Below are 19,270 nucleotides of genomic sequence, written 5' to 3' on the forward strand. Positions count from 1 at the left end.
ACCCGGTCGCGTGCTGTTACCGGCGCGTCTTAGCAGGCGGCGGTGAGTAATCAGTCGTAGGCTGCCGACATGGGTGCCCGCAAGCAGGTCGACGCGCCACCCGCGGAGTTCGCCGAGGCAGTCTCGCAGTTACGAGGTGCCCGGTTCCGGCCCGAGGTTTTCGTCGAGGAGATGCCCGCACCGCAGCGGATCGCACCGCATGCGGCGGCGGTCAGCGCCGACGTGACGGTCGACGGTGACGATATCGCCACCGGCCGTCTGGTCGTCCTCTACGACCCGGCCGGGAACGACGCCTGGCAGTCGACCTTCCGCTGTGTCGCATACGTGCGCGCCGCCGTCGAACCGGAGATGGTGACCGACGCGCTGCTCGGTGGCGTGGGCTGGACCTGGCTGATGGAGGCCCTGGCGGACCGCGGTGCGGACTTCCTGGCCCCGAGCGGTACCGTCACCAGGGTGGTATCGGAGAGCTTCGGCGGGATGGCCGACGACGACGCGACGGCGGAGATCGAGATCCGCGCGTCCTGGAGTCCCGTGCCTGGCCCGGGTGGTCTGGTCGACGTGACGCACCACGCCGAGGCCTGGGGCGAGGTGCTCTGTACGGCGGCTGGTCTGCCACCGGTGCCGCCGGGGGTGGTCGCGATGCCGACCCGGCGTGGACAGCGGGGCCGATGAGCCCAGCCGACACCCAGCCGTCATCCGCTCCGGACGACCCGACCGCGAACCTGCCCCTCCTGGAGCTGAGGGACGGGCTCTCCGAGGTGATCGACTCCGATCCCGCGCTCACCGACACCGTCGAGGCGTTCCGCTCCGGCACCGGTCCGGTGGCGGTCGACGCCGAGCGTGCCTCGGGCTACCGCTACTCGCACCGCGCGTACCTCGTCCAGCTGCGCCGTGAGGGCTCCGGCTCCGCGCTGGTCGACCCGATCCCGTTCGGCGACCTGTCCGCGCTCGGCGACGCGATCGTCGATGCCGAGTGGATCATCCACGCCGCGAATCAGGACCTGGCCTGCCTGGCCGAGGTCGGGATGGTGCCGCGGCAGGTGTTCGACACCGAGCTGGCCGGCCGCCTGCTCGGGTACCCGAAGGTCGGGCTCGCCTCGCTCGTCAGCGAAGTACTCGGCTACCGGATGCGCAAGGAGCACTCCGCGGCCGACTGGTCGACCCGCCCGCTCCCGGCGCCGTGGCTGGTGTACGCCGCGCTGGACGTCGAGATGCTGATCGAACTGCGGAACGCGATCGAGCAGGAGCTGCGCCGCGAAGGCAAGTGGGACTGGGCGCAGCAGGAGTTCGCCGCGATCCTGGACGCTCCCCCGCGGGAGCCGAAACCGGACCCGTGGCGCCGTACGTCGGGGATGCACCGCGTCCGGAACCGCCGCAGCCTGGCCGTCGTCCGGGCGCTGTGGGAGGCCCGGGACCAGATCGCCGAGTCCGCCGACATCTCCCCCGGCCGGGTGCTGCCGGACGCCGCGATCGTCGAGGCGGCGTCCGCGATGCCGGCCGAACGCGACACGCTGCAGAAGCTCACCGCCTTCAAGGGCCGCGGCGCGCACCGCCACATGCGGACCTGGTGGGAGGCGATCGACCACGCCCGCAAGCTCCCCGACTCCGAGCTCCCCAAGCAGGGCCCGAGGTACGACGGCCCGCCGCCGGCCCGCGCCTGGGCCGACCGCGACCCGGACGCCGCAGCCCGCCTGTCGGCCGCCCGGACCGCGGTTGCCGAGATCGCCGAGGCCCACCGCCTCCCCACCGAGAACCTGCTCGCACCGGACACGATCCGCCGCCTGGCCTGGTCACCGCCGCCGGACGTGAACCTCGAAGTGGTCAGCACCTTCCTCCGCGACCACCACGCCCGCGCCTGGCAGATCGCCCTCACCGCGGAAGTCCTCACCGACGCAATGTCCTCCGAGGCCCCGGCCAAATCCCTCGACTAAGAGTGAGAGTCCGCCGGCGGTGACCCGCGAGCCGCGTACCGTGAATTGCAGATGTCCATTCCAGGACCACTGGACTTTACGGAAGGAATGACCTGCTATGGCCAAGTTGAGCCCTGAAGAGATCAAGCGGATCCAGCAAGAACAAAATCAGGCACATGCGAAGGCCGGAGGGAAACCGAACTCCAAGCAGGTCGAGGAGAACAAGGACTGGGCAAGGGCGGGGACAACGGGGCACAAGGGGCGCAAGCTCGAGAAGTGACGAAGCCGGCGAGTCGACATGACCGCCAGGACGAGCACTCCACAACCCGCTAACGCCCCGCCGTACAATTTCTGAATTACGGCCGGTAAAGGGAGCTCTGCACGTACAGCATTACTCGATCGGGCTGAGGACTTTCGGTTTCAGGTCCTGGCGGATCTCGGTGCGGAGCGTCAGGGCGATCTGGAGGGCGCCGAGGAGGATCACGGTGGCGATGATGGCGAAGATCTGGCGGTAGCTGAGCAGGCTGACCAGGAGGCTGCCAACAGCGAGCGAGATCGCCTGGGGCGTGGACACGAGGACCTCGACCGCGGTCGACACGCGACCGATCAACTGGTTCGGTGAGCGCCGCTGCATCAGGGTTGTGAACGCCACGAACGTCCACGGCAGCCCGAGACCACAGATGCCGGCGCCCACCAGAACCACGGCGATACTCGGCGCGACCGCGCAGACGACGGTGGCGGCGGCCAGGGCAATCAGTCCGACAGTACAGGTGGCGATCTCGCCGAGGCGGCGTACGGCGCGGCTCGCGGTGAGGCCGCCGATCACCGCGCCGACGCCCTGGCACGTCACGAAGACACCCGAGAAGGTCGCCGGCTTGCCGAAGGCATCCATCAGCGCATAGATCGACGACTCGAAGAAGCCGATGACGAGGATCGAGATCGCGAGCCCGGCCAGGACATGCCGCAACACCCGGTCGCCGTACAGGAAACGGACACCACCGAGCAGGTCCGCCCGGAACGTGCTCCGGACCGGAGCCCGGGTCTCGGTGACCTTGATCGTCGCGATCAGCAGCCCGGCGACCACGAACGAGACCGCGTCGACGACAGCCACCAGCCAGCCGCCCGCGGTGGCGAAGATCGCGGCCCCGACCAGCGGCCCGAACAGCCGATAGCCCTCCTTGATCGTGGCGAGGCTGGAGTTCGCGTCGACGAGCAGCTCGTCCGGCAGCAGTTCCTTCAGCAGCCCGTTGAGCGCGGCGGGCAGGACGACGAACGAGACGCCGTACAGGAACGCGACGACCCAGATCAGCCACACGTCGCCCGCGTCCCGCACGAGCACGAGCGGGAGGACCGCGGCCGCGCTGGCGAAGTTGCCCCAGACCAGAATCCCCTTGCGGGGCAGCCGGTCCACCCAGACGCCCAGCACCGGAGCCCCGAGCGCCGGCAGCACCATGAAGAAGAACGTCAGACCTGCGAGAGCGTTGGAGCCGGTGAGGGTCTTCACCCACATGCTCAGCACCAGCAGCATCACCGAGTCCCCGAGCATCGACGTACTCAGCCCGGCGAACAGGCGCGGGAACCCGGGCTGCGCGAACAGCTTCCTCATGCCGGATCGACCCCCGGGAAGTACGTCGGCACACCCCAGGCTACGAACTCGCACAGGCGGGCGCCTGCCGGTCGCTGCGCCGGATCGGTCAACCGCTCCACATGGCGATCGAGCACCGCATTGATCGCCTCGTTCATCTCCTTGAGCTCGTCCGCGGTCAGCCAGGCGACCATCTCGGTGTTGCTATGCGCCGCGCGCCATTCCTCGGGCTCCTCGGACGCGCGCTGCTGAGCCTCCCGCAACCGGTCGATCGCGCGGCCCATCACCACCTCGGACAACGCCTCCGCGGCCCGCCGCTCGTCCATCGAGGCCGACGCGTGCTCGTCGTCCCACCGGAATCCGAGCCCCGGAACCTGCCACGGCCGCTGCCGGCCCTTCCCGCCCGCGGCCTCCTCGACGAACCCGTGCTGCGCGAGCTTGCGCAGGTGCCACGAACAGTTGGCGGGTGTCTCGTCGAGCCGGTCGGCCAGCTCGGTCGCGGTCAGCGGCCCGCTGACCGACAGCAGCTCGATGATCGCCATCCGCACGGGATGGGCCAGGGCGTTCAGTTCGCGGGGGTCGCTCAGGCGGCGATGCGGGTTCGGCATGCATCGAAAGTACTCTTTCGAAAGAGTTGTTGCAATGCCGCGCACAAAGAATCCCCGCCGCAGACCTGCGACGGGGATCCAGGGCGGCGGCTAGGCCGGGAGTTGAGCCTCGATGGCGGTGACGACCTCGTCGGATTCCGGCTCGGTGCGGGCGCGGAAGCGGGCTGCGACGGTGCCTTCGGGGGTGAGGAGGAACTTCTCGAAGTTCCACTGGACGTCGCCGGACTCGCCTTCGGCATCGGGGGTCTGGGTCAGCTCGGCGTAGAGCGGGTGCCGGCCGTCGCCGTTCACCTCGAGCTTGTCGAGCATCGGGAACGTCACGCCGTACGTCGTCGAGCAGAAGGTGTCGATCTCCTCGGCCGTGCCGGGTTCCTGGCCGCCGAACTGGTTGCACGGGGCGCCGAGCACGGTGAAGCCGCGCGACGCGTACTTCTTCTGCAGATTCTCCAGGCCCTCGTACTGCGGCGTCAGACCGCACTTCGACGCCACGTTCACGACCAGGACGGCCTTGCCCTTGTACTCACCCAGCGAGGTGGGCGCACCGGACAGAGTGGTCAGCGGAATGTCGTACAGGCTCATGCTCATCCTTGGGAGGTTGGGAGGTGACGGGCAAGAAAGTCTTCGGTACGTCGCCACGCCAGCGCGGACGCCTCGGCGTGGTGGAACATCGGGAGCGGGTTGTCGAACGCGTGACCGGCACCGTCGTACCGGTGGATCTCGACCCGATCGTCACGGCCCAACCCGGGGACGATCGCGTCGACGTCCAGGTATGCGTCGGTGTTGCCGAAGTGGTGCAGGCTGGTCGCGCGAACCTTCGGCGCGAGCTCGAGCAGCCCGGGCAGCGCAGAGCCGTAGTAGCTCACGAGAACATCCGGCGACGACACAGCAGCCACGTTGAAGCCCAGCCCGCCCCCGAAACAGAAGCCGATCACACCGGTGCCTCTACCCCGCGCCTTCAGATATTCCAGCGCGGTGACGGAGTCCTTGACCGCCTGATCCCAGTCGAGGCGTCCGACGATGCCCATGGCGCGCGGCAGCAGCTCCGGGGAGGACTCGTCCAGCTCGGTGTCGTCCAGCCGCCAGTAGATCTCCGGCGCGATCACGTAGTACCCGAGGGCGTGCAGGTCCGCCGCACGCTGCTTGATGTAGTCGGAGACCCCGAAGATCTCCTGCAACAGCAGCACTCCCGGTGCCTCGGTGTCAGCGGATCCCCACTCGTGGACCGGCAGCAGACCTGAACCTGTCTCGATCTCCGAAGTCACACGGTGAAGCGTACGACCTCGGGCGTAATCGGCTCGGGTGCGGGTGCGGGTGCGGGCACCCACGCCTTGGTCTCGGCGATGGCGTCGAGGAGGAGCTGGTACAGCCGATCGTCCGGATCCGGTACGCAGGCCTGCGAGATGCCCTCGACCGCACACGACACCGCGCGAGGCGCCGTACGCCGGGCGAAGTCCGGGGTCGCACGGCGCGCACGGGAGGTGAACGACCGCGCCCACTTGGCCGCCGACGGGACGGACTCCAGCACCGCGAGCGACTCCGGCTCGATGTCGTCGGGCGGCCGGCCGTCGAGCGACGCGAGCTGCTTCTCCCCCACCAGCAGGGCGACGGCCAGGATGTACTGGCGTTCCTGCGAGACGACCGGCAGCGCGTGCTGGATGCAGCGCGCGGTCACCCGCGGTACGACGTGCGGGTCGTCCGGGGTGAGGCCGATCACCGACGGGATCAACGGAGCCAGCCGAGATCGGCCGGAATCCGTCGTGCAGTCGTTCACGTCGCGCGCGACGCCGGCCAGCAGCGGATGCGTACACGACGGGTGGTCCGACCACGGCTCCCCGGCCAGGTAGGACGCGAACTCCATGAAGCAGGCGCCTTTACGCGGACTGCGGTGTTTCCCCCGGCTCAGGACCGGCACGGACAGATCAAGATTGTTCATGGAACAACTCCAGTAACGCGGACCTTGACCACCAGCATGCGCTCATTCCGCCCGCTTGGCCACGGGTAACGGATTTGTGAGCCGACCCACAGGCGCGGGGACTTTGGCAGTTCTGTTACCCACGGGTAGCATCGGGGTAGCTTTCCCGACCCCCAGAGGAGCGCTCGTGCCCCGTGAGATCCGCGACGTCGTGTACGTCGACGGCGTTCGCACCCCGTTCGGCAAGGCCAAGGGCCAGTACGCCGAGACCCGCGCCGACGACCTGGTGATCAAGTGCATCCGGGAGCTGCTGAGGCGCAACCCGGGTCTCCCCCCGGAGCGGGTGGACGAGGTCGCGATCGCGGCCACCACCCAGATCGGCGACCAGGGCCTGACCATCGGCCGGACCGCCGCGCTGCTGGCCGGCCTGCCGAACACGACGCCCGGCTACTCGATCGACCGGATGTGCGCCGGCGCGATGACCGCCGTGACCACCACCGCCGCCGGGATCGCCTTCGGCGCGTACGACGTGGTCGTGGCCGGCGGCGTCGAGCACATGGGCCGGCACCCGATGGGCGAAGGCGTGGACCCGAACCCGCGGATCATCTCCGAGAAGCTGGTCGACACCTCGGCCCTGGTGATGGGGTCGACCGCGGAGAACCTGCACGACCGGTTCCCGTCGATCACCAAGGAGCGCGCCGACGCGTTCGCGGTCTCCTCCCAGGAGCGCGCCGCGAAGGCCTACGCGAACGACCTGATCCAGCCCGACCTGGTGCCGATCGCCACGCGGTCGGCCGAGCTGGGCTGGGGCTACGCGACCACCGACGAGCCGATGCGCCCGGGCACCACGATGGAGGACCTGGCCAAGCTCAAGACCCCGTTCCGTCCGCACGGCCGGGTGACGGCGGGCAACTCCGCGGGCATCAACGACGGCGCGACCGCCGCGCTGATCACGTCGGCCGAGGCCGCCGAGGAGCTCGGCCTGAAGCCGAAGATGAAGCTGGTCTCGTACGGCTTCGTCGGCGTCGAGCCCGAGGTGATGGGCTTCGGGCCGGTGCCCGCGACCGAGAAGGCGCTGAAGCTGGCCGGCCTGACCATCGACGACATCCAGGCCTTCGAGGTCAACGAGGCGTTCGCGGTCCAGGTGCTGGCGTTCCTGGAGCACTACGGCATCGCCGACGACGACCCGCGGGTCAACCCGTACGGCGGTGCGATCGCCTTCGGCCACCCGCTGGCGTCGTCCGGGGTCCGGCTGATGAACCAGCTGGCCAAGCAGTTCGAGCAGCGCCCCGAGGTCCGCTACGGCCTCACCACCATGTGCGTCGGCCTCGGCATGGGCGGCACGGTCATCTGGGAGAACCCGAACTGGGAAGGTGCCGCGGCATGAGCTTGCAGGAACTGATCGACTCGGCGTCGGCGCTGTCGACCGACGAGGTCGTCACGCTGGCCCACTCGCGCGACGTCGTCCTGCCGAACAAGGCCGGCACGATGGCGCTCATCACGCTGGACAACGGGCACGACCACACCAAGCCGAACACGTTCGGGCCGAAGGGTCTGGGCGCGCTGAACGCGGCCATCGACGCCGCGCTGGCCCGGGACGAGATCGTCGCGATCGGGGTCACCGGCAAGCCGTTCATCCTGGCCGCGGGCGCGGACCTGACCGGCGTCCCGAAGCTGACCGACCGGGAGCAGGCACTGGCGCTCGGCAAGATCGGGCACGGCGTGATGCGGAAGCTCGTGGACGGCGGCAAGCCGTCGTTCGCGTTCGTGAACGGCGTCGCGCTCGGCGGCGGGCTCGAGGTCGCGCTGCACGCCACCTACCGGACCGTGTCGGTCGCCGCGGGCATGCTGTCGACGCCGGAGGTCTTCCTCGGGCTGATCCCGGGCTGGGGCGGCAACTTCCTGCTGCCGAACCTGATCGGCGCGGACAACGCCGTGAAGATCGTCGTCGAGAACGCCCTCAACCAGAACAAGATGCTCAGCGGGCCGGAGGCGGTGAAGCTCGGGATCGGCGACGTGCTGCTGGAGTCGGCGGACTTCCTCGAGCAGTCGCTGATCTGGGCCTCGAAGGTCCTGACCGGTGAGGTCACGGTGCAGCGGGCGGAGATCGACCGCGGCGAGGCGTGGGACGCGGCTGTTGCCCGAGGCAAGGGTTTCGCCGACGTCAAGGTCAGCGGTGCCGCCCCGGCGCCGTACCGGGCGCTCGATCTGATCGCGGCGGCGAAGGACAACGACCGCGATCGCGGGTTCGCGGCCGAGGACGAGGCGCTCGCCGACCTGATCATGAGCGAGGAGCTGCGCAGCGGCCTCTACGCGTTCGACCTCGTGAACAAGCGGGCCAAGCGTCCGGCCGGTGCGCCGGACAAGTCGCTGGCGCGGCCGGTGTCGAAGGTCGGCGTCGTCGGTGCCGGGCTGATGGCGGGTCAGTTGGCGCTGCTGTTCGCGCGGCGGCTCGAGGTTCCCGTCGTACTGACCGATCTCGACCAGGAGCGCGTGGACCGCGGCGTCGGGTACGTGCACGGTGAGATCGACAAGCTGCTCGGCAAGGGCCGGATCCGTGCCGACAAGGCGAACCAGCTGAAGGCGCTCGTCACCGGGTCGGTGGACAAGGGCGCGTTCGCGGACGCCGACTTCGTGATCGAGGCCGTGTTCGAGGAACTGCAGCTGAAGAAGACGATCTTCGCCGACCTGGAGAAGATCATCCGGCCGGACGCGATCCTGGCCACCAACACGTCGTCGTTGTCGGTGACCGAGATGGCCGCGGACCTGGAGCACCCGGAGCGGGTCGTCGGGTTCCACTTCTTCAACCCGGTCGCGGTGCTGCCGCTGCTGGAGATCATCCGCGCGGACCGCACCGACGACGCGTCGCTCGCGACGGCGTTCGCGGTCGGCAAGAAGCTGAAGAAGTCCTGCGTGCTCGTGAAGGACGCGCCGGCGTTCGTGGTGAACCGGCTGCTGACCCGCTTCCTCGGTGAGGTCAGCGCGGCGGTGGACGAAGGTACGCCGATCCTCGAGGCGGATCGCGCGCTCTCCGCGCTCGGTCTCCCGATGCCGCCGTTCGTGCTGCTGCAACTGGTCGGGCTGCCGGTCGCGCTGCACGTCGCGGAGACGATGAACCGGGCGTACCCGGAGCGGTTCGCCGTGTCGGAGAACCTGGCGAAGGTCGTCGCCGCGGGCAAGAGCTCGTTCTACATCTGGCCGGAGGGCAAGCCGGTCGTGGACCCGGAGGTCGAGGCGCTGGTGACGGTCGGCGACAAGCCGTCCACCGCCGACGAACTCCGTACCCGCGTCGTCACCGCCCTCGCCGAAGAGATCAAGATCATGCTCGACGAAGGCGTGGTCGCCGAGGCCCAGGACATCGACCTCTGCCTCCTCCTCGGCGCCGGCTGGCCCTTCCACCTCGGCGGCATCACCCCCTACCTCGACCGCTCCGGCATCGCCGAAAAGGTCAACGGCACCCGATTCCTCGCCAAGGGCATCGCCAGCCTCGCCTGATCCGCTGGGGGTCGGTCCGGAGCCGGAAGCCCGGTCCGGCCCCCAGCACCTTCAGCCCTTGAACTTCTTGGCGCCGGCGACGATCTGGGCTGTGGTGAGGCCGGTGTTCTTCTTCAGGACGGACTCGCCGTGTTGGGCGAGGTCTGTGTAGAGGGTGGCCAGTTTCTTTTCGCCCAGTTTGTCGGCGAGGTATTCGACGATCCACCAGCTGGTGCCGTAGGCCTGGTCGGCGTCGTCGGCGAAGACCCTTTCGCCGGGGAGTGCGGTCAGCTTCGGCAGGTACTTCGTGCGGACGCGTTTGCGGTACGGGTCGACGGACCAGTGCGGGTCGTCCTCGATCGAGCGGCAGCGGACGTACTCGGCGAGGCCCTCGACGGCCCAGATCGGGGCGTTGAGGCCGAGGGTCGCGGTGGCCACGTGCGTCATCTCGTGGACGAGCAGGTCCTTCTCGAGCTTCTTGCGCAGGGCCGGGTTGACGACGATGCGGCTCCCGATCGGGCGGCCGACCGGTTTGCCCAGCTGCTCCCCTTCGAACAGCGTCACGGCCTTCGCCGCGATCGTCCAGCCGTCGCCGCTGCCGGCCGTCCAGAGCGTCGACATCACCCGCTCCTGCGGCATCGCCACGACCAGTACCGCGCCGTTCCACGGGCGCTTCCAGTGCCTGCGGACCGACGTCACGGCCTGGTCCGCGACCTTCGCGACCTTGGCGCCGAGGCTCGCCTCGCGCTTGTCGACGACCACGACAACCTTGTCCCGCCGGACCACCTGGACCTCGTCGAAGTCCCACGCCTGGCGATGCCCTGCCTCGGACAGGAACTCGTCGGTCGCGGTGTCGTCGGCGAGCACCCAGGCCGCGTTCCGCCGGACGAACGTGTACCCGAGATCGGTCTGCACCGGCCGCGGGTCGAGCCCGGCGATCTGGTACCTCATCATGACCCGCGTCGAGTACGCCGCCGCGCCGAACTTCTCGACCATCGTCGGCACCTGCTCGAAGGTGTCGACGGTGAAGTACTGCAGTGTGCCGAAACCGAACTTCCGCAGGTTGGTGAAGAGCAGCCGCTGCCGCGCCACCAGCGCGGCCTGCTTCGGGTCGACCGTGGCCAGGAAACCTTTGAGGTCGCCCTTCTGAACAGCAACGGCCCGACGCGCGAGCACCGCGTCGACAGCCTTCTTCCGCGCGGCCTTCTCGGCCGCGCGCAACTCCCCCGGCGTCCTTCCGGCAGTGCTCGGCGTCGCCGCGACAGCGCTGCTGCCGGCCGGTCCGTCGCCGTGCAGGGCCCGGACAGCGACAACCGCGCCGGACGCGGTCAGCGCCAGCGCGGCAACGCCTGCGTACAGGCGTTTCTGGTGATTCATTGGTGTCCCCCTCGGACGGTCGGCTGATCCTAACCGCAGCCGACCGCCTCCAGGGGACCAGATCAGGCCTTCTGCTCCTCGCCGGTGCGCTCCTCCAGCCCGACGCGACTACGCCGGTAGCCGTACACGGCGTAGATGACGAAGCCGAGCGCCATCCAGATCGCGAACCGCAGCCAGGTCTCCAGCGACAGGTTCAGCATCAGGTACAGGCAGATCAGCGCCGCCAGGATCGGGATCACCGGGTTGCCCGGCACCCGGAACGAGCGCTTGATGTCCGGGCGGCTCTTGCGCAGCAGCGGCACCGCGATCGACACCAGGGTGAACGCGGCCAGCGTGCCGATGTTCACCATCTCCTCCAGCTTGCCGATCGGCGTCACCCCGGCCACGATCGCCACGACGATGCCGATACCGATCGTCAGGCGGTACGGCGTACCCCACTTCGCGTGCGTCTTGCCGAGCTGCCGGGGCATCAGGTGGTCGCGGCTCATCGCGAACACGACGCGCGCGGCGCCGATCATCAGCGTCAGGACGACGGTGGTCAGACCGGCGACCGCGCCGGCCGAGATCAGGGTCGCGAAGCCGCCGCGGCCGACCGACCGGAACGCCTCCGCGAGCGCGGCCTCACCGCTGATGTCGGTGTACTTCACCATGCCGGTGATGACGATGCAGACCAGCACGTAGAGGACCGTGCAGATGGCCAGCGAGCCGATGATGCCGCGCGGCAGGTCGCGCTGCGGGTTCTTCGCTTCCTCGGCCGTGGTCGCGACCACGTCGAACCCGATGAACGCGAAGAACACCAGCGACGCACCCGACACCAGACCCATCACGCCGAACGTCGACGGCGTGAACCCGAACAGCGCCTGGAACAACGGCGTGGTGATGGTGACCCCCGCGTCCGGGGTCTCGACACTCGGCGGGATGAACGGCGTCAGGTTCGAGCCCTTGATGTAGAACAGGCCGGCGACGATCACGAACAGCACCACGAACAGCTTGATCGCGACCAGCACCAGGTTCACCCGCAGGGACTCCTTGATGCCGATCGTCGCGAGGGTCGCCAGCACCACGACGAGCAGCATCGCCAGCACGTTGACGTTGCTGTCCGGTCCGATCGACGACGGCCAGCCCAACCCGATCTGGTCGAGGAACAAGGCGGCGTACGTCGACCAGCCCTGGGCCACGACGCTTGCCCCGAGCATCAGCTCGAGCAGCAGGTCCCAGCCGATGATCCAGGCGAAGATCTCACCGAGCGAGAAGTACGAGAACGTGTACGCCGAACCCGACACCGGCACCGTGGAGGAGAACTCGGCGTAGCACAGGGCGGCCAGCGCGCAGCAGATCGCGGCCAGCACGAAGGACAGTGCGATGCCCGGTCCGGCGTACAGCTTGGCCGCGCGGCCGGTCAGGGTGAAGATGCCGGCACCGATGATGACGCCGATGCCGAAAACGGTCAGATCGACCGCTGTGAGGCGTTTCTTCAGCTGGTACTCCGGCTCGTCGGTGTCGGCGATCGACTGCTCGATCGTCTTCTTCCGGACAAGACTCATCTGCGCCTCCTCGATGTGGACGGACCCACTCGAGATTGCTCCTCTGACAGCGCGAGGTCAAACCGCCACTCAGCGTTGTGGCCGGTATGTTGTCAGTGACGTCCAGAGGGTCGCTTCGGTGAGCCCGGTCCGGCTCAGCAGGATGCGGTCGCGGGATGCCTGGTCGGTGCCGTTGCGGGCCATGTCCTCGTAGAGCTCCTCGACCTGGCCGAGCCCGATCCGCTGGACGAGGAAGCGGACCGCGAGCCAGCTGACGCCGTACACGTCGGCGGAGTTCTGGTAGAAGCCCGCGTCGCTCGGCAGCGAGGTCAGCTGCGGTACGGCGTCGTCGACGACCTCCTGCTCCCACTTGGCGACCTCGCCCGGTCCGCTCACGGCCTCGATCCCGCGCCAGGACACGTACTCCGCCGCGCCCTCGGCCAGCCACAACGGTTCGTACCCGCCGAGGTCCGCGGTCGCGACATGGGTGATCTCGTGCGACAGCAGGATCTCGTCGACGCGGTCGCGCTCGTTCGGGTTGATCACGACGTACCCGCCGGCGACCGTGCCGTCCGCGGTGTCCTGGCCGGGCAGCGAGGAGAACGTCGTCCCGGTACTCGCCGCGGACTCGATGTCCTCGTCGGCGAACTTGGCGTCGCGGACCTCGGTCTCGTCGAGCGCGATCACGAACACCGAGCCGGTCCATTTCAGCGGCCAGTACGTCGAGACCTCGTGCAGCCCCTCGGCCGCTTCGGTGGCGATCGCCCGGCCGCGGGTCGTGTCGCCCTTCTCCACGACGACGAGGACGCGCGGTCCGCGCTGCACCTCGATCCGGCCGAGGTCCCAGGCCTCGCGATGCGCACCCGGCCCGAGGTCTTCGTCGAGTTCGTTGTCCGCGGTGAGCAGCCAGCGGCCGCCGCGGGCGATGAACGTGTAACCGAGTTCGGTCGTCACCGGCGTGAAGTCGACCTTCGGGATCTGGTACCGCATCAGGATCCGGACCAGGTACGTCGTACTGCCGTGGGCCTTGAGGACGGACGGGTTGAAGCGCTCCTCGGCCTGACTGTAGCCGAGTTCGGTGAAGCCGATCTCGACGAGGTTCGCGAACAGGATCTTCTGCGCGGCGCGGAGCTTCTTGTTCGCGGGGTCGAGGTCGGCGAGGAACAGCGCCTCGTTGCCGGTCTGGACGGCCTGGGCGCGGCGGATCAGGATGGTGTCGATCGCGACCCGCCGGGCGGCGACCGCGGCCGCGATCCGGGACGGTTTCGTGGACTTCGGTGGGGCGGGCGACACGGTCTGCGTGGCGGTGGCCCGCGCGTCGGCGTCCTGTTCGCGCTGTTCAACGGTGTAGACGACGCCGCCCGACACGAGGGCAACCGCCACCAGCAGACCCAGCCAGCGGCGGGGTCCTGGCGGACCGGAATTGGGCGTCGTCGCACTCACTTCGGGTCGTTCCCTCCGAGTACCCGGGTGGTCGCAGCCGGGCTACCCTACTCGACCCTCGCGCTTTACGCTGCCGCTGCGGCCTTGAGGGCGCGGAAAAGTCCCGCCTCGGTGATCCCGAGATGCTCGAGCATGATCCGGTCGCGTTCCTTCTGGGTGGTGCCGAGCGCGGCCAGCTCGCGGTACAGCGTGCCGACCTCGACCCCGCCGAACCGCGTGAACAGGTAGTCGAGCGCCAGCCAGGACAGCGGGTACGAGCTGTCGGCCTGGTCGAAGAACGTGGCGTCGACGGGCAGGCTCTTCGCCTTCGCGAGGTACTTCGTCCGCACGTCGAGCCGGTACTGCGGGATCGCGAGATCCTTCTGCCCGTCCATCGGCAGGAACTCGACGTACGTCGCGGCGCCTTCGACCAGCCAGCGTGGGGCGTACGGGCCGTACGGCGCGGTGGCGACGTGGGTGAACTCGTGGGCCAGCGTGCGGGCGTCGACCTTGTTCCGGTTGTGCGGGTTCACGACGACGTACGAGTCGGCGCGCTGTCCTTCGCCGGTGACCTCGCCGGGCAGCGTGCGGTACACCCAGGTCGCCATCGCGAGCGCGTCCTCGGCGTTCTTCGGCTGCGTGTAGTCGGCGCCGCGGACCATCTTGTCGTCGAGCGCGATCACCACACCGGAACCGTTCCAGCCGCCGGGCCAGTTCTTCGAGACCGCCTGCACCGCGTGGAGCGACATCGAGACGAACTTGTCCGCAAGGGCGTCCTGGCCCTTCTCGACGACCACGAGAACGCGTGCCGCGCGCTTCACGAGCACCGCGCCCATGTCCCACGCTTCCTGGTGCGAGCCGCGCGGCAGTCGCTTGTCCAGGTCGGAGTCGGAGACCAGCATCCACGTACCGTTGGGCCGCTGCGTGAATGTGTAGCCGAGCATGGCGCGCACCGGGACCAGGTCGATGCTGCGGATCTGGTAGGTCATCGCGACGGCCACGAGGTACGTCGACGGGCCGTACTTCTGGGCGATCGTGTCGTCGTACTGCTGGGCGAGCTGCTGGTAGGTGAGCTTCGCGAAACCGAACTGGCGGAGGTTCGTGAACAGGGTGCGCTGGCTCGCGACGAGCCGCTTGTTGCCGGGGTCGACGTCGGCGAGGAACGCCTGCTCGTTCCCGGCCAGGACGGCCTGCGACCGGCGCTGCAGCACCTGGTCCACGGCCGCCGACCGCGCGGCCTGGTCGACCGTCGGCGTGCTGGCGGCGGCGTCGGCGGCACGGCCGTCGGTCTGGCTCGACCGATGCAGCGCGAGGCCGCCGGCCACCGCGACCGCTACCAGGACAAGCGACAGCAGGACAGGCCAGACCCGCGATCGCCGGCGCGTGGCCGCGTGCCGGCTGTGCCGCCCTGCCTCAGCCACGGTCCCCTGCTACGTACCCGGGCGGTCGCCGGCGGTGTCCGGCTCGCTGAGAGCTGCTACGCGCTGGGTGAGCTGCTCGGTGATCTCCCGCGCCACCTCTTGGCCGGTGAGCCCGATCGCCTGCAGTACGGCGGCGCGCTTGGCGTGCTCGAGGAACTCCTGCGGTACGCCGAAGTCGCGGAACGGGGTCTCGACGCCGGCATCGCGGAGGGCCTGGGCGATCGTCGTACCGCAACCGCCGGCGCGGCCGTTGTCCTCGATCGTGGCGACCAGCTCGAAGTCCTTGGCGAGCTCGACCAGCTGCGGGTCCACCGGCTTGACCCAGCGCGGGTCGACCACGGTGACGCCGAAGCCGTGCGCGTCCAGGCGTTGCGCCACGTCCATCGCGGTCGCTGCCATCGAACCGATGCCGACCAGCAGCACGTCCTTGCCGGAGCGGTGGAGTACGTCGATCTGCCCGACGCGGTCGATCGCCTCGATGTCCGGGAACACCTCGCCCTTCGCGTACCGCAGCGCCGTCGGGCCGTCGTCGATCTCGATGGCCTCGTTCAGCAGCTCCTGGACCCGCTTGCCGTCCCGCGGCGCAGCGAGGCGCAGTCCGGGGACGAGGTTGGCCAGCGACATGTCGTAGATGCCGTTGTGGGTCGGGCCGTCATCACCAGTGACACCCGCGCGGTCGAGGACGAAGGTCACGCCGCACTTGTGCAGTGCGACGTCCAGCAGCAGCTGGTCGAAGGCCCTGTTCAGGAACGTCGAGTAGAGCCCGACGACCGGGTGCAGGCCGCCCAGCGCGAGGCCGGCGGCGCTGGTCACCGCGTGCTGCTCGGCGATGCCGACGTCGAAGATCCGGTCCGGGAACTCCTCCGCGAACGGCGCGAGACCGGTCGGGTGCAGCATCGCCGCGGTGATCGCCACCACGTCCGGGCGCCGGTGGCCGATCTTCACCAGCTCGTCGGAGAACACGTCCGTCCAGCCGCGCGGCTTGTTGACCGGGCGGATCTGGTGGAGGTTGTCCTCCTCGTCCTGCTCGGCGGCGGCGTACCCGAAGCCCTTCTTGGTCACCGCGTGCACGATCACCGGGCCGCCGAACGCCTTCGCGCTGCGCAGCGCGTCCTCGAGCGCGTGCCGGTCGTGACCGTCGACCGGGCCGACGTACTTGAGACCGAGGTCCTCGAACATGCCCTGCGGGGCGAGCATGTCCTTCAGGCCCTTCTTGACGCCGTGCAGCACCTCGTACATCGGCGGGCCGACGTACGGCGTCCGGCCGAGGTTCTTCTTGATCAGGTCGAGGACCTTCTCGTACCGCGGGTTGGTGCGCAGGCTGGTCAGGTGGGTCGCGAGGCCGCCGACGGTCGGGCTGTACGACCGGCCGTTGTCGTTGACGATGATGACCAGGTTGAGGTCCTTGGCGGCGGCGATGTTGTTCAGCGCCTCCCAGGCCATGCCGCCGGTCAGCGCGCCGTCGCCGATCACCGCGACCACGTGCCGGTCCTCGCCGCGCACCCGGTACGCCTTGGCCAGGCCGTCGGCGTACGACAGGGCGGTCGAGGCGTGGCAGTTCTCGATCACGTCGTGCTCGGACTCGGCCTGGCTCGGGTACCCGGACAGGCCGCCCTGCTGACGGAGCGTGCCGAACTCCTTCGCCCGGCCGGTGACGAGCTTGTGCACGTACGCCTGGTGGCCGATGTCGAACAGCAGCCGGTCCCGCGGGGAGTCGAACACCCGGTGCATCGCCAGGGTGATCTCGACCATGCCGAGGTTCGGGCCGAGGTGGCCCCCGGTGCGAGTCACCGTCTCGACCAGTACGTCCCGGATCTCGGTCGCCAGATCGGTCAGCTGTTGATCAGTCAGCTTCTTCAGGTCCGCCGGACCCTCCACCGTCTCCAGCACGCGCATCGAGCTCCTCCCGCAGGTCGTCCTCGAAGCCTTGAGTCTATATCTCAGACTCCAAGACGCCCGCCGGGTGTGCCTTGTTCGGAGTTGTGGCAGGTCTCACTTAGGGTGATCGGTGTGGAGATGGTGAGGACCCTGTTCCGGAAGTACGACGGGCAGCCGCATCGCCTGGTCGAGGCGGTCCGGCTCGGCGAGGACGAGCACGGCCTCTGGGTCGGCTCCGCCCCGGGGACCCGCGGGCAGCGTGCCGACGGCAGCTGGACCACGATCGACCACCACCGGGTCCGGCTGTTCCCGCACGGTCAGTGGTGGAGCGCGCTGTTCAACGACGAGCCGCACCAGACCGCGATCTACTGCGACATCACGATGCCGGCCGAGTTCGGCGTCGACTCGGTCACCACCGTCGACCTCGACCTCGACATCCGGTTGCTCCGCGACGGCACCGTGCGCGTGATGGACGAGGACGAGTTCCACGAGCACCAGGTCCGCTACAACTACCCGCCGCAGGTGATCGCGACCGCCCGGGCGACCTGCGACCACCTCGCCGCCACCATCAGCACCGAGGAGCCGTTCGTGACGGCGTACAAGCCGTACCTCGAACAGATCCGCACGCTGGGGCGGTGACCGGCTCCCGTCGGCTAGGAGCCCCCCTGAACCAACGAGAGCCGGTCCCGATGACGACCTCTGGGCCGGCACCCCACCATGCTCCGTCGCATTCCGCGATCGGTCCACTCCCCAGAGCAAAGTTGCAGGAAGTTGCAGACGCGCCGCGCCGCTGACCCGGCGGTCGATAGGTTGGGGGTCATGCGTGATGTGCGGGTGGTCTATCGCAAGTTCGACGAGAAGCTGCACTGGCATCAGTGGATGCGGTATCTGGGCGAGGACGAGTACGGCGTCTGGCTGGGCGCCCCGGCGGGGTCCGTGTCGCAGCGCGGGGACGAGCCGGTGGTGACCCAGGAGCAGGCGCATGTGCAGCTGTTCCCGCGGGACAAGTGGTTCACCGCGATCTTCAACGACGAGCCGCGGCACACCGAGATCTACGCGGACATCACCACGCCGGTCGAGTTCTCCGAGGACGTGCTGACGATGATCGACCTCGACCTGGACGTGATCAAGCGCCGCGACGGGACCGTGTTCATCGACGACGAGGACGAGTTCGCCGAGCACCAGGTGAAGTACGGCTACCCGCCCGACGTGATCGCCACCGCCCGACAGACCTGCGACTGGCTCGTCGGCGCAGTCTCCACCGACGAGCCGTTCCTCACGGTCTACAAGACCCACCTGGACAAGATCCGCTAGAGCGAGGTCCGGCCCATGGCCACGGCGATGACACCGACGACGGTCATCAGCAGCGCCGAGCCGGGGTGCATGCCGATCGAGATCCGGATGTCGCGCTTCTTCCAGGCCAGGTGCACGCCCGGGTACAGGAAGACGAGCTTGGACAGGACCGTCCACGGCGCCCAGAAGTGGTACACCGAGAAGAAGAACACGTTGAAGAACGGCGCCCATCCGCGCAGCCGCGCCAGCCGGGGCAGCAGGAACCCGCGGAAGTAGTACTCCTCGATGAGCGGCAGGAACCAGCCGGTGAAGGGGCCGCAGATCAGCAGGGTGGTCAGGAGCTTCTGCTGCGAGTAGCCGTTCAGGTACGACGTTGCGCTGTCGCCGGTGCCCTCGTAGGTGATCCAGGAGAACGCGTGGTCGTAGAGGAAGTTGTCGACCGGCAGCAGCGAGAGCGACAGGACGGTCATCCACAGCAGGCAGAAGACGATCAGCGCGGTGACCTTGCCGCGCGGGACCGGGCGGTCCAGGTACTTCAGGGCGCCGCCGCGAAGGCAGTAGCGGCCGGTGACCTGCTTACCCAGCCAGGCCAGGCCCAGCAGGAGCGGGAAGAGCACCACTGCCAGGGCGATCGCCCAGGCCAGGAACGGCGGGTAGTCGATCGCCCGGACGAGCGGCGCCGCGACGAAGGCATAGACGGCGACGATCAGTGCGCCGGGGACCAGGTGCAGCGCGATGGACAGCGGGATCGAGTGCTGGTCGGCGAGGAGGACCTCGACGAACTTCGGACGGGGCTTGGTGAGCGTCGATTCGTTCATGTCCAGAAGGTTCGCGGCCCGGCCTGACACGAACCCGCCACGACCCTGA

General features: G+C 68.9%; 18 protein-coding genes. 7 read left to right on the forward strand and 11 right to left on the reverse strand.

The genetic code is table 11. From position 1 onward, the window contains the following. Positions 1-69 precede the first annotated feature (69 nt). The 3 genes from E0H50_RS36415 to E0H50_RS43265 all read left to right on the forward strand — a co-directional run bounded on the left by E0H50_RS36415 (position 70) and on the right by E0H50_RS43265 (position 2,190). Complete coding sequence (locus E0H50_RS36415) at positions 70-672, forward strand: DUF3000 domain-containing protein (protein WP_131295566.1); 603 nt, start codon at positions 70-72, stop codon at positions 670-672. Further along, a complete protein-coding gene (locus tag E0H50_RS36420) occupies positions 669-1,931 on the forward strand; it encodes a ribonuclease D (protein WP_131295567.1) in 1,263 nt (420 codons plus the stop codon). The genes E0H50_RS36415 and E0H50_RS36420 overlap by 4 nt, the downstream gene beginning before the upstream one ends. A 97-nt stretch (positions 1,932-2,028) precedes the next feature. Continuing rightward, positions 2,029-2,190: a hypothetical protein gene (locus tag E0H50_RS43265; RefSeq protein WP_165547424.1), complete on the forward strand. Its 162-nt coding sequence runs from the start codon at positions 2,029-2,031 to the stop codon at positions 2,188-2,190. A 111-nt stretch (positions 2,191-2,301) separates the two neighbouring features. Here E0H50_RS43265 and E0H50_RS36425 read toward each other — a convergent pair whose 3' ends face one another. From E0H50_RS36425 to E0H50_RS36445, 5 genes are all read right to left on the reverse strand, one after another. Continuing rightward, a complete protein-coding gene (locus E0H50_RS36425; RefSeq protein ID WP_131295568.1) occupies positions 2,302-3,516 on the reverse strand; it encodes an MFS transporter in 1,215 nt (404 codons plus the stop codon). Beyond that, positions 3,513-4,103, reverse strand: coding sequence for a winged helix-turn-helix domain-containing protein (locus tag E0H50_RS36430; RefSeq protein WP_131295569.1), 591 nt, complete (start codon positions 4,101-4,103; stop codon positions 3,513-3,515). Before E0H50_RS36430 ends, E0H50_RS36425 begins: the two co-directional genes overlap by 4 nt. A 90-nt stretch (positions 4,104-4,193) precedes the next feature. After that, on the reverse strand, positions 4,194-4,682 hold the full coding sequence (locus tag E0H50_RS36435) for a glutathione peroxidase (protein ID WP_131295605.1): 489 nt from the start codon (positions 4,680-4,682) through the stop codon (positions 4,194-4,196). Positions 4,683-4,684: 2 nt separating this feature from the next. Beyond that, positions 4,685-5,365, reverse strand: coding sequence for a dienelactone hydrolase family protein (locus E0H50_RS36440; protein WP_131295570.1), 681 nt, complete (start codon positions 5,363-5,365; stop codon positions 4,685-4,687). After that, entirely contained in the window at positions 5,362-6,036 is a 675-nt protein-coding gene (locus tag E0H50_RS36445) for a hypothetical protein (RefSeq protein ID WP_131295571.1), read from the reverse strand. Before E0H50_RS36445 ends, E0H50_RS36440 begins: the two co-directional genes overlap by 4 nt. A 166-nt stretch (positions 6,037-6,202) precedes the next feature. Between E0H50_RS36445 and E0H50_RS36450 the strand changes: the two genes are divergently transcribed. Further along, a complete protein-coding gene (locus E0H50_RS36450) occupies positions 6,203-7,402 on the forward strand; it encodes a thiolase family protein (RefSeq protein WP_131295572.1) in 1,200 nt (399 codons plus the stop codon). Next, on the forward strand, positions 7,399-9,510 hold the full coding sequence (locus E0H50_RS36455) for a 3-hydroxyacyl-CoA dehydrogenase NAD-binding domain-containing protein (protein WP_131295573.1): 2,112 nt from the start codon (positions 7,399-7,401) through the stop codon (positions 9,508-9,510). The genes E0H50_RS36450 and E0H50_RS36455 overlap by 4 nt, the downstream gene beginning before the upstream one ends. Before the next feature lie 51 nt (positions 9,511-9,561). On the opposite strand, the gene E0H50_RS36460 is transcribed toward E0H50_RS36455, so the two are convergent. From E0H50_RS36460 to dxs, 5 genes are all read right to left on the reverse strand, one after another. Beyond that, a complete protein-coding gene (locus E0H50_RS36460) occupies positions 9,562-10,866 on the reverse strand; it encodes a hypothetical protein (protein WP_131295574.1) in 1,305 nt (434 codons plus the stop codon). A 62-nt stretch (positions 10,867-10,928) separates the two neighbouring features. Beyond that, positions 10,929-12,410, reverse strand: a complete 1,482-nt coding sequence (locus E0H50_RS36465; protein ID WP_131295575.1) for an APC family permease — start codon at positions 12,408-12,410, stop codon at positions 10,929-10,931. Positions 12,411-12,479: 69 nt separating this feature from the next. Further along, the gene (locus tag E0H50_RS36470; protein WP_131295576.1) at positions 12,480-13,832 is read right to left on the reverse strand and encodes a hypothetical protein; all 1,353 of its coding nucleotides are present in this window, start codon (positions 13,830-13,832) and stop codon (positions 12,480-12,482) included. Between the two features lie 65 nt (positions 13,833-13,897). Further along, complete coding sequence (locus tag E0H50_RS36475; RefSeq protein ID WP_131295577.1) at positions 13,898-15,232, reverse strand: hypothetical protein; 1,335 nt, start codon at positions 15,230-15,232, stop codon at positions 13,898-13,900. A gap of 9 nt (positions 15,233-15,241) precedes the next feature. Next, on the reverse strand, positions 15,242-17,128 hold the full coding sequence (gene dxs / locus E0H50_RS36480; protein WP_131295578.1) for a 1-deoxy-D-xylulose-5-phosphate synthase: 1,887 nt from the start codon (positions 17,126-17,128) through the stop codon (positions 15,242-15,244). A gap of 120 nt (positions 17,129-17,248) precedes the next feature. On the opposite strand from dxs, the gene E0H50_RS36485 reads away from it, so the two are divergent. Both E0H50_RS36485 and E0H50_RS36490 read left to right on the forward strand, forming a co-directional pair. Further along, the gene (locus tag E0H50_RS36485; RefSeq protein WP_131295606.1) at positions 17,249-17,749 is read left to right on the forward strand and encodes a DUF402 domain-containing protein; all 501 of its coding nucleotides are present in this window, start codon (positions 17,249-17,251) and stop codon (positions 17,747-17,749) included. A 180-nt stretch (positions 17,750-17,929) separates the two neighbouring features. After that, positions 17,930-18,424 carry a DUF402 domain-containing protein gene (locus E0H50_RS36490; protein ID WP_131295579.1) on the forward strand — a complete coding sequence of 165 codons (495 nt, stop codon included), beginning with the start codon at positions 17,930-17,932 and terminating at the stop codon, positions 18,422-18,424. Here the strand turns inward: E0H50_RS36490 and E0H50_RS36495 are convergent. Further along, positions 18,421-19,221, reverse strand: coding sequence for a CPBP family intramembrane glutamic endopeptidase (locus E0H50_RS36495; RefSeq protein ID WP_131295580.1), 801 nt, complete (start codon positions 19,219-19,221; stop codon positions 18,421-18,423). The genes E0H50_RS36490 and E0H50_RS36495 overlap by 4 nt on opposite strands. Between the last annotated feature and the right edge of the window lie 49 nt (positions 19,222-19,270).

The organism is Kribbella sindirgiensis, from assembly GCF_004331435.1.
GTDB lineage: Bacteria > Actinomycetota > Actinomycetes > Propionibacteriales > Kribbellaceae > Kribbella > Kribbella sindirgiensis.

Bases quoted from the DNA above. Each gene is read 5' to 3' on its own strand.
- E0H50_RS36415 (WP_131295566.1), top strand. From the start codon at position 70: ATGGGTGCCCGCAAGCAGGTCGACGCGCCACCCGCGGAGTTCGCCGAG.
- E0H50_RS36420 (WP_131295567.1), top strand. From the start codon at position 669: ATGAGCCCAGCCGACACCCAGCCGTCATCCGCTCCGGACGACCCGACC.
- E0H50_RS43265 (WP_165547424.1), top strand. From the start codon at position 2,029: ATGGCCAAGTTGAGCCCTGAAGAGATCAAGCGGATCCAGCAAGAACAA.
- E0H50_RS36425 (WP_131295568.1), bottom strand. From the start codon at position 3,516: ATGAGGAAGCTGTTCGCGCAGCCCGGGTTCCCGCGCCTGTTCGCCGGG.
- E0H50_RS36430 (WP_131295569.1), bottom strand. From the start codon at position 4,103: ATGCCGAACCCGCATCGCCGCCTGAGCGACCCCCGCGAACTGAACGCC.
- E0H50_RS36435 (WP_131295605.1), bottom strand. From the start codon at position 4,682: ATGAGCCTGTACGACATTCCGCTGACCACTCTGTCCGGTGCGCCCACC.
- E0H50_RS36445 (WP_131295571.1), bottom strand. From the start codon at position 6,036: ATGAACAATCTTGATCTGTCCGTGCCGGTCCTGAGCCGGGGGAAACAC.
- E0H50_RS36455 (WP_131295573.1), top strand. From the start codon at position 7,399: ATGAGCTTGCAGGAACTGATCGACTCGGCGTCGGCGCTGTCGACCGAC.
- E0H50_RS36460 (WP_131295574.1), bottom strand. From the start codon at position 10,866: ATGAATCACCAGAAACGCCTGTACGCAGGCGTTGCCGCGCTGGCGCTG.
- E0H50_RS36465 (WP_131295575.1), bottom strand. From the start codon at position 12,410: ATGAGTCTTGTCCGGAAGAAGACGATCGAGCAGTCGATCGCCGACACC.
- dxs (WP_131295578.1), bottom strand. From the start codon at position 17,128: ATGCGCGTGCTGGAGACGGTGGAGGGTCCGGCGGACCTGAAGAAGCTG.
- E0H50_RS36485 (WP_131295606.1), top strand. From the start codon at position 17,249: ATGGTGAGGACCCTGTTCCGGAAGTACGACGGGCAGCCGCATCGCCTG.
- E0H50_RS36490 (WP_131295579.1), top strand. From the start codon at position 17,930: ATGCGTGATGTGCGGGTGGTCTATCGCAAGTTCGACGAGAAGCTGCAC.
- E0H50_RS36495 (WP_131295580.1), bottom strand. From the start codon at position 19,221: ATGAACGAATCGACGCTCACCAAGCCCCGTCCGAAGTTCGTCGAGGTC.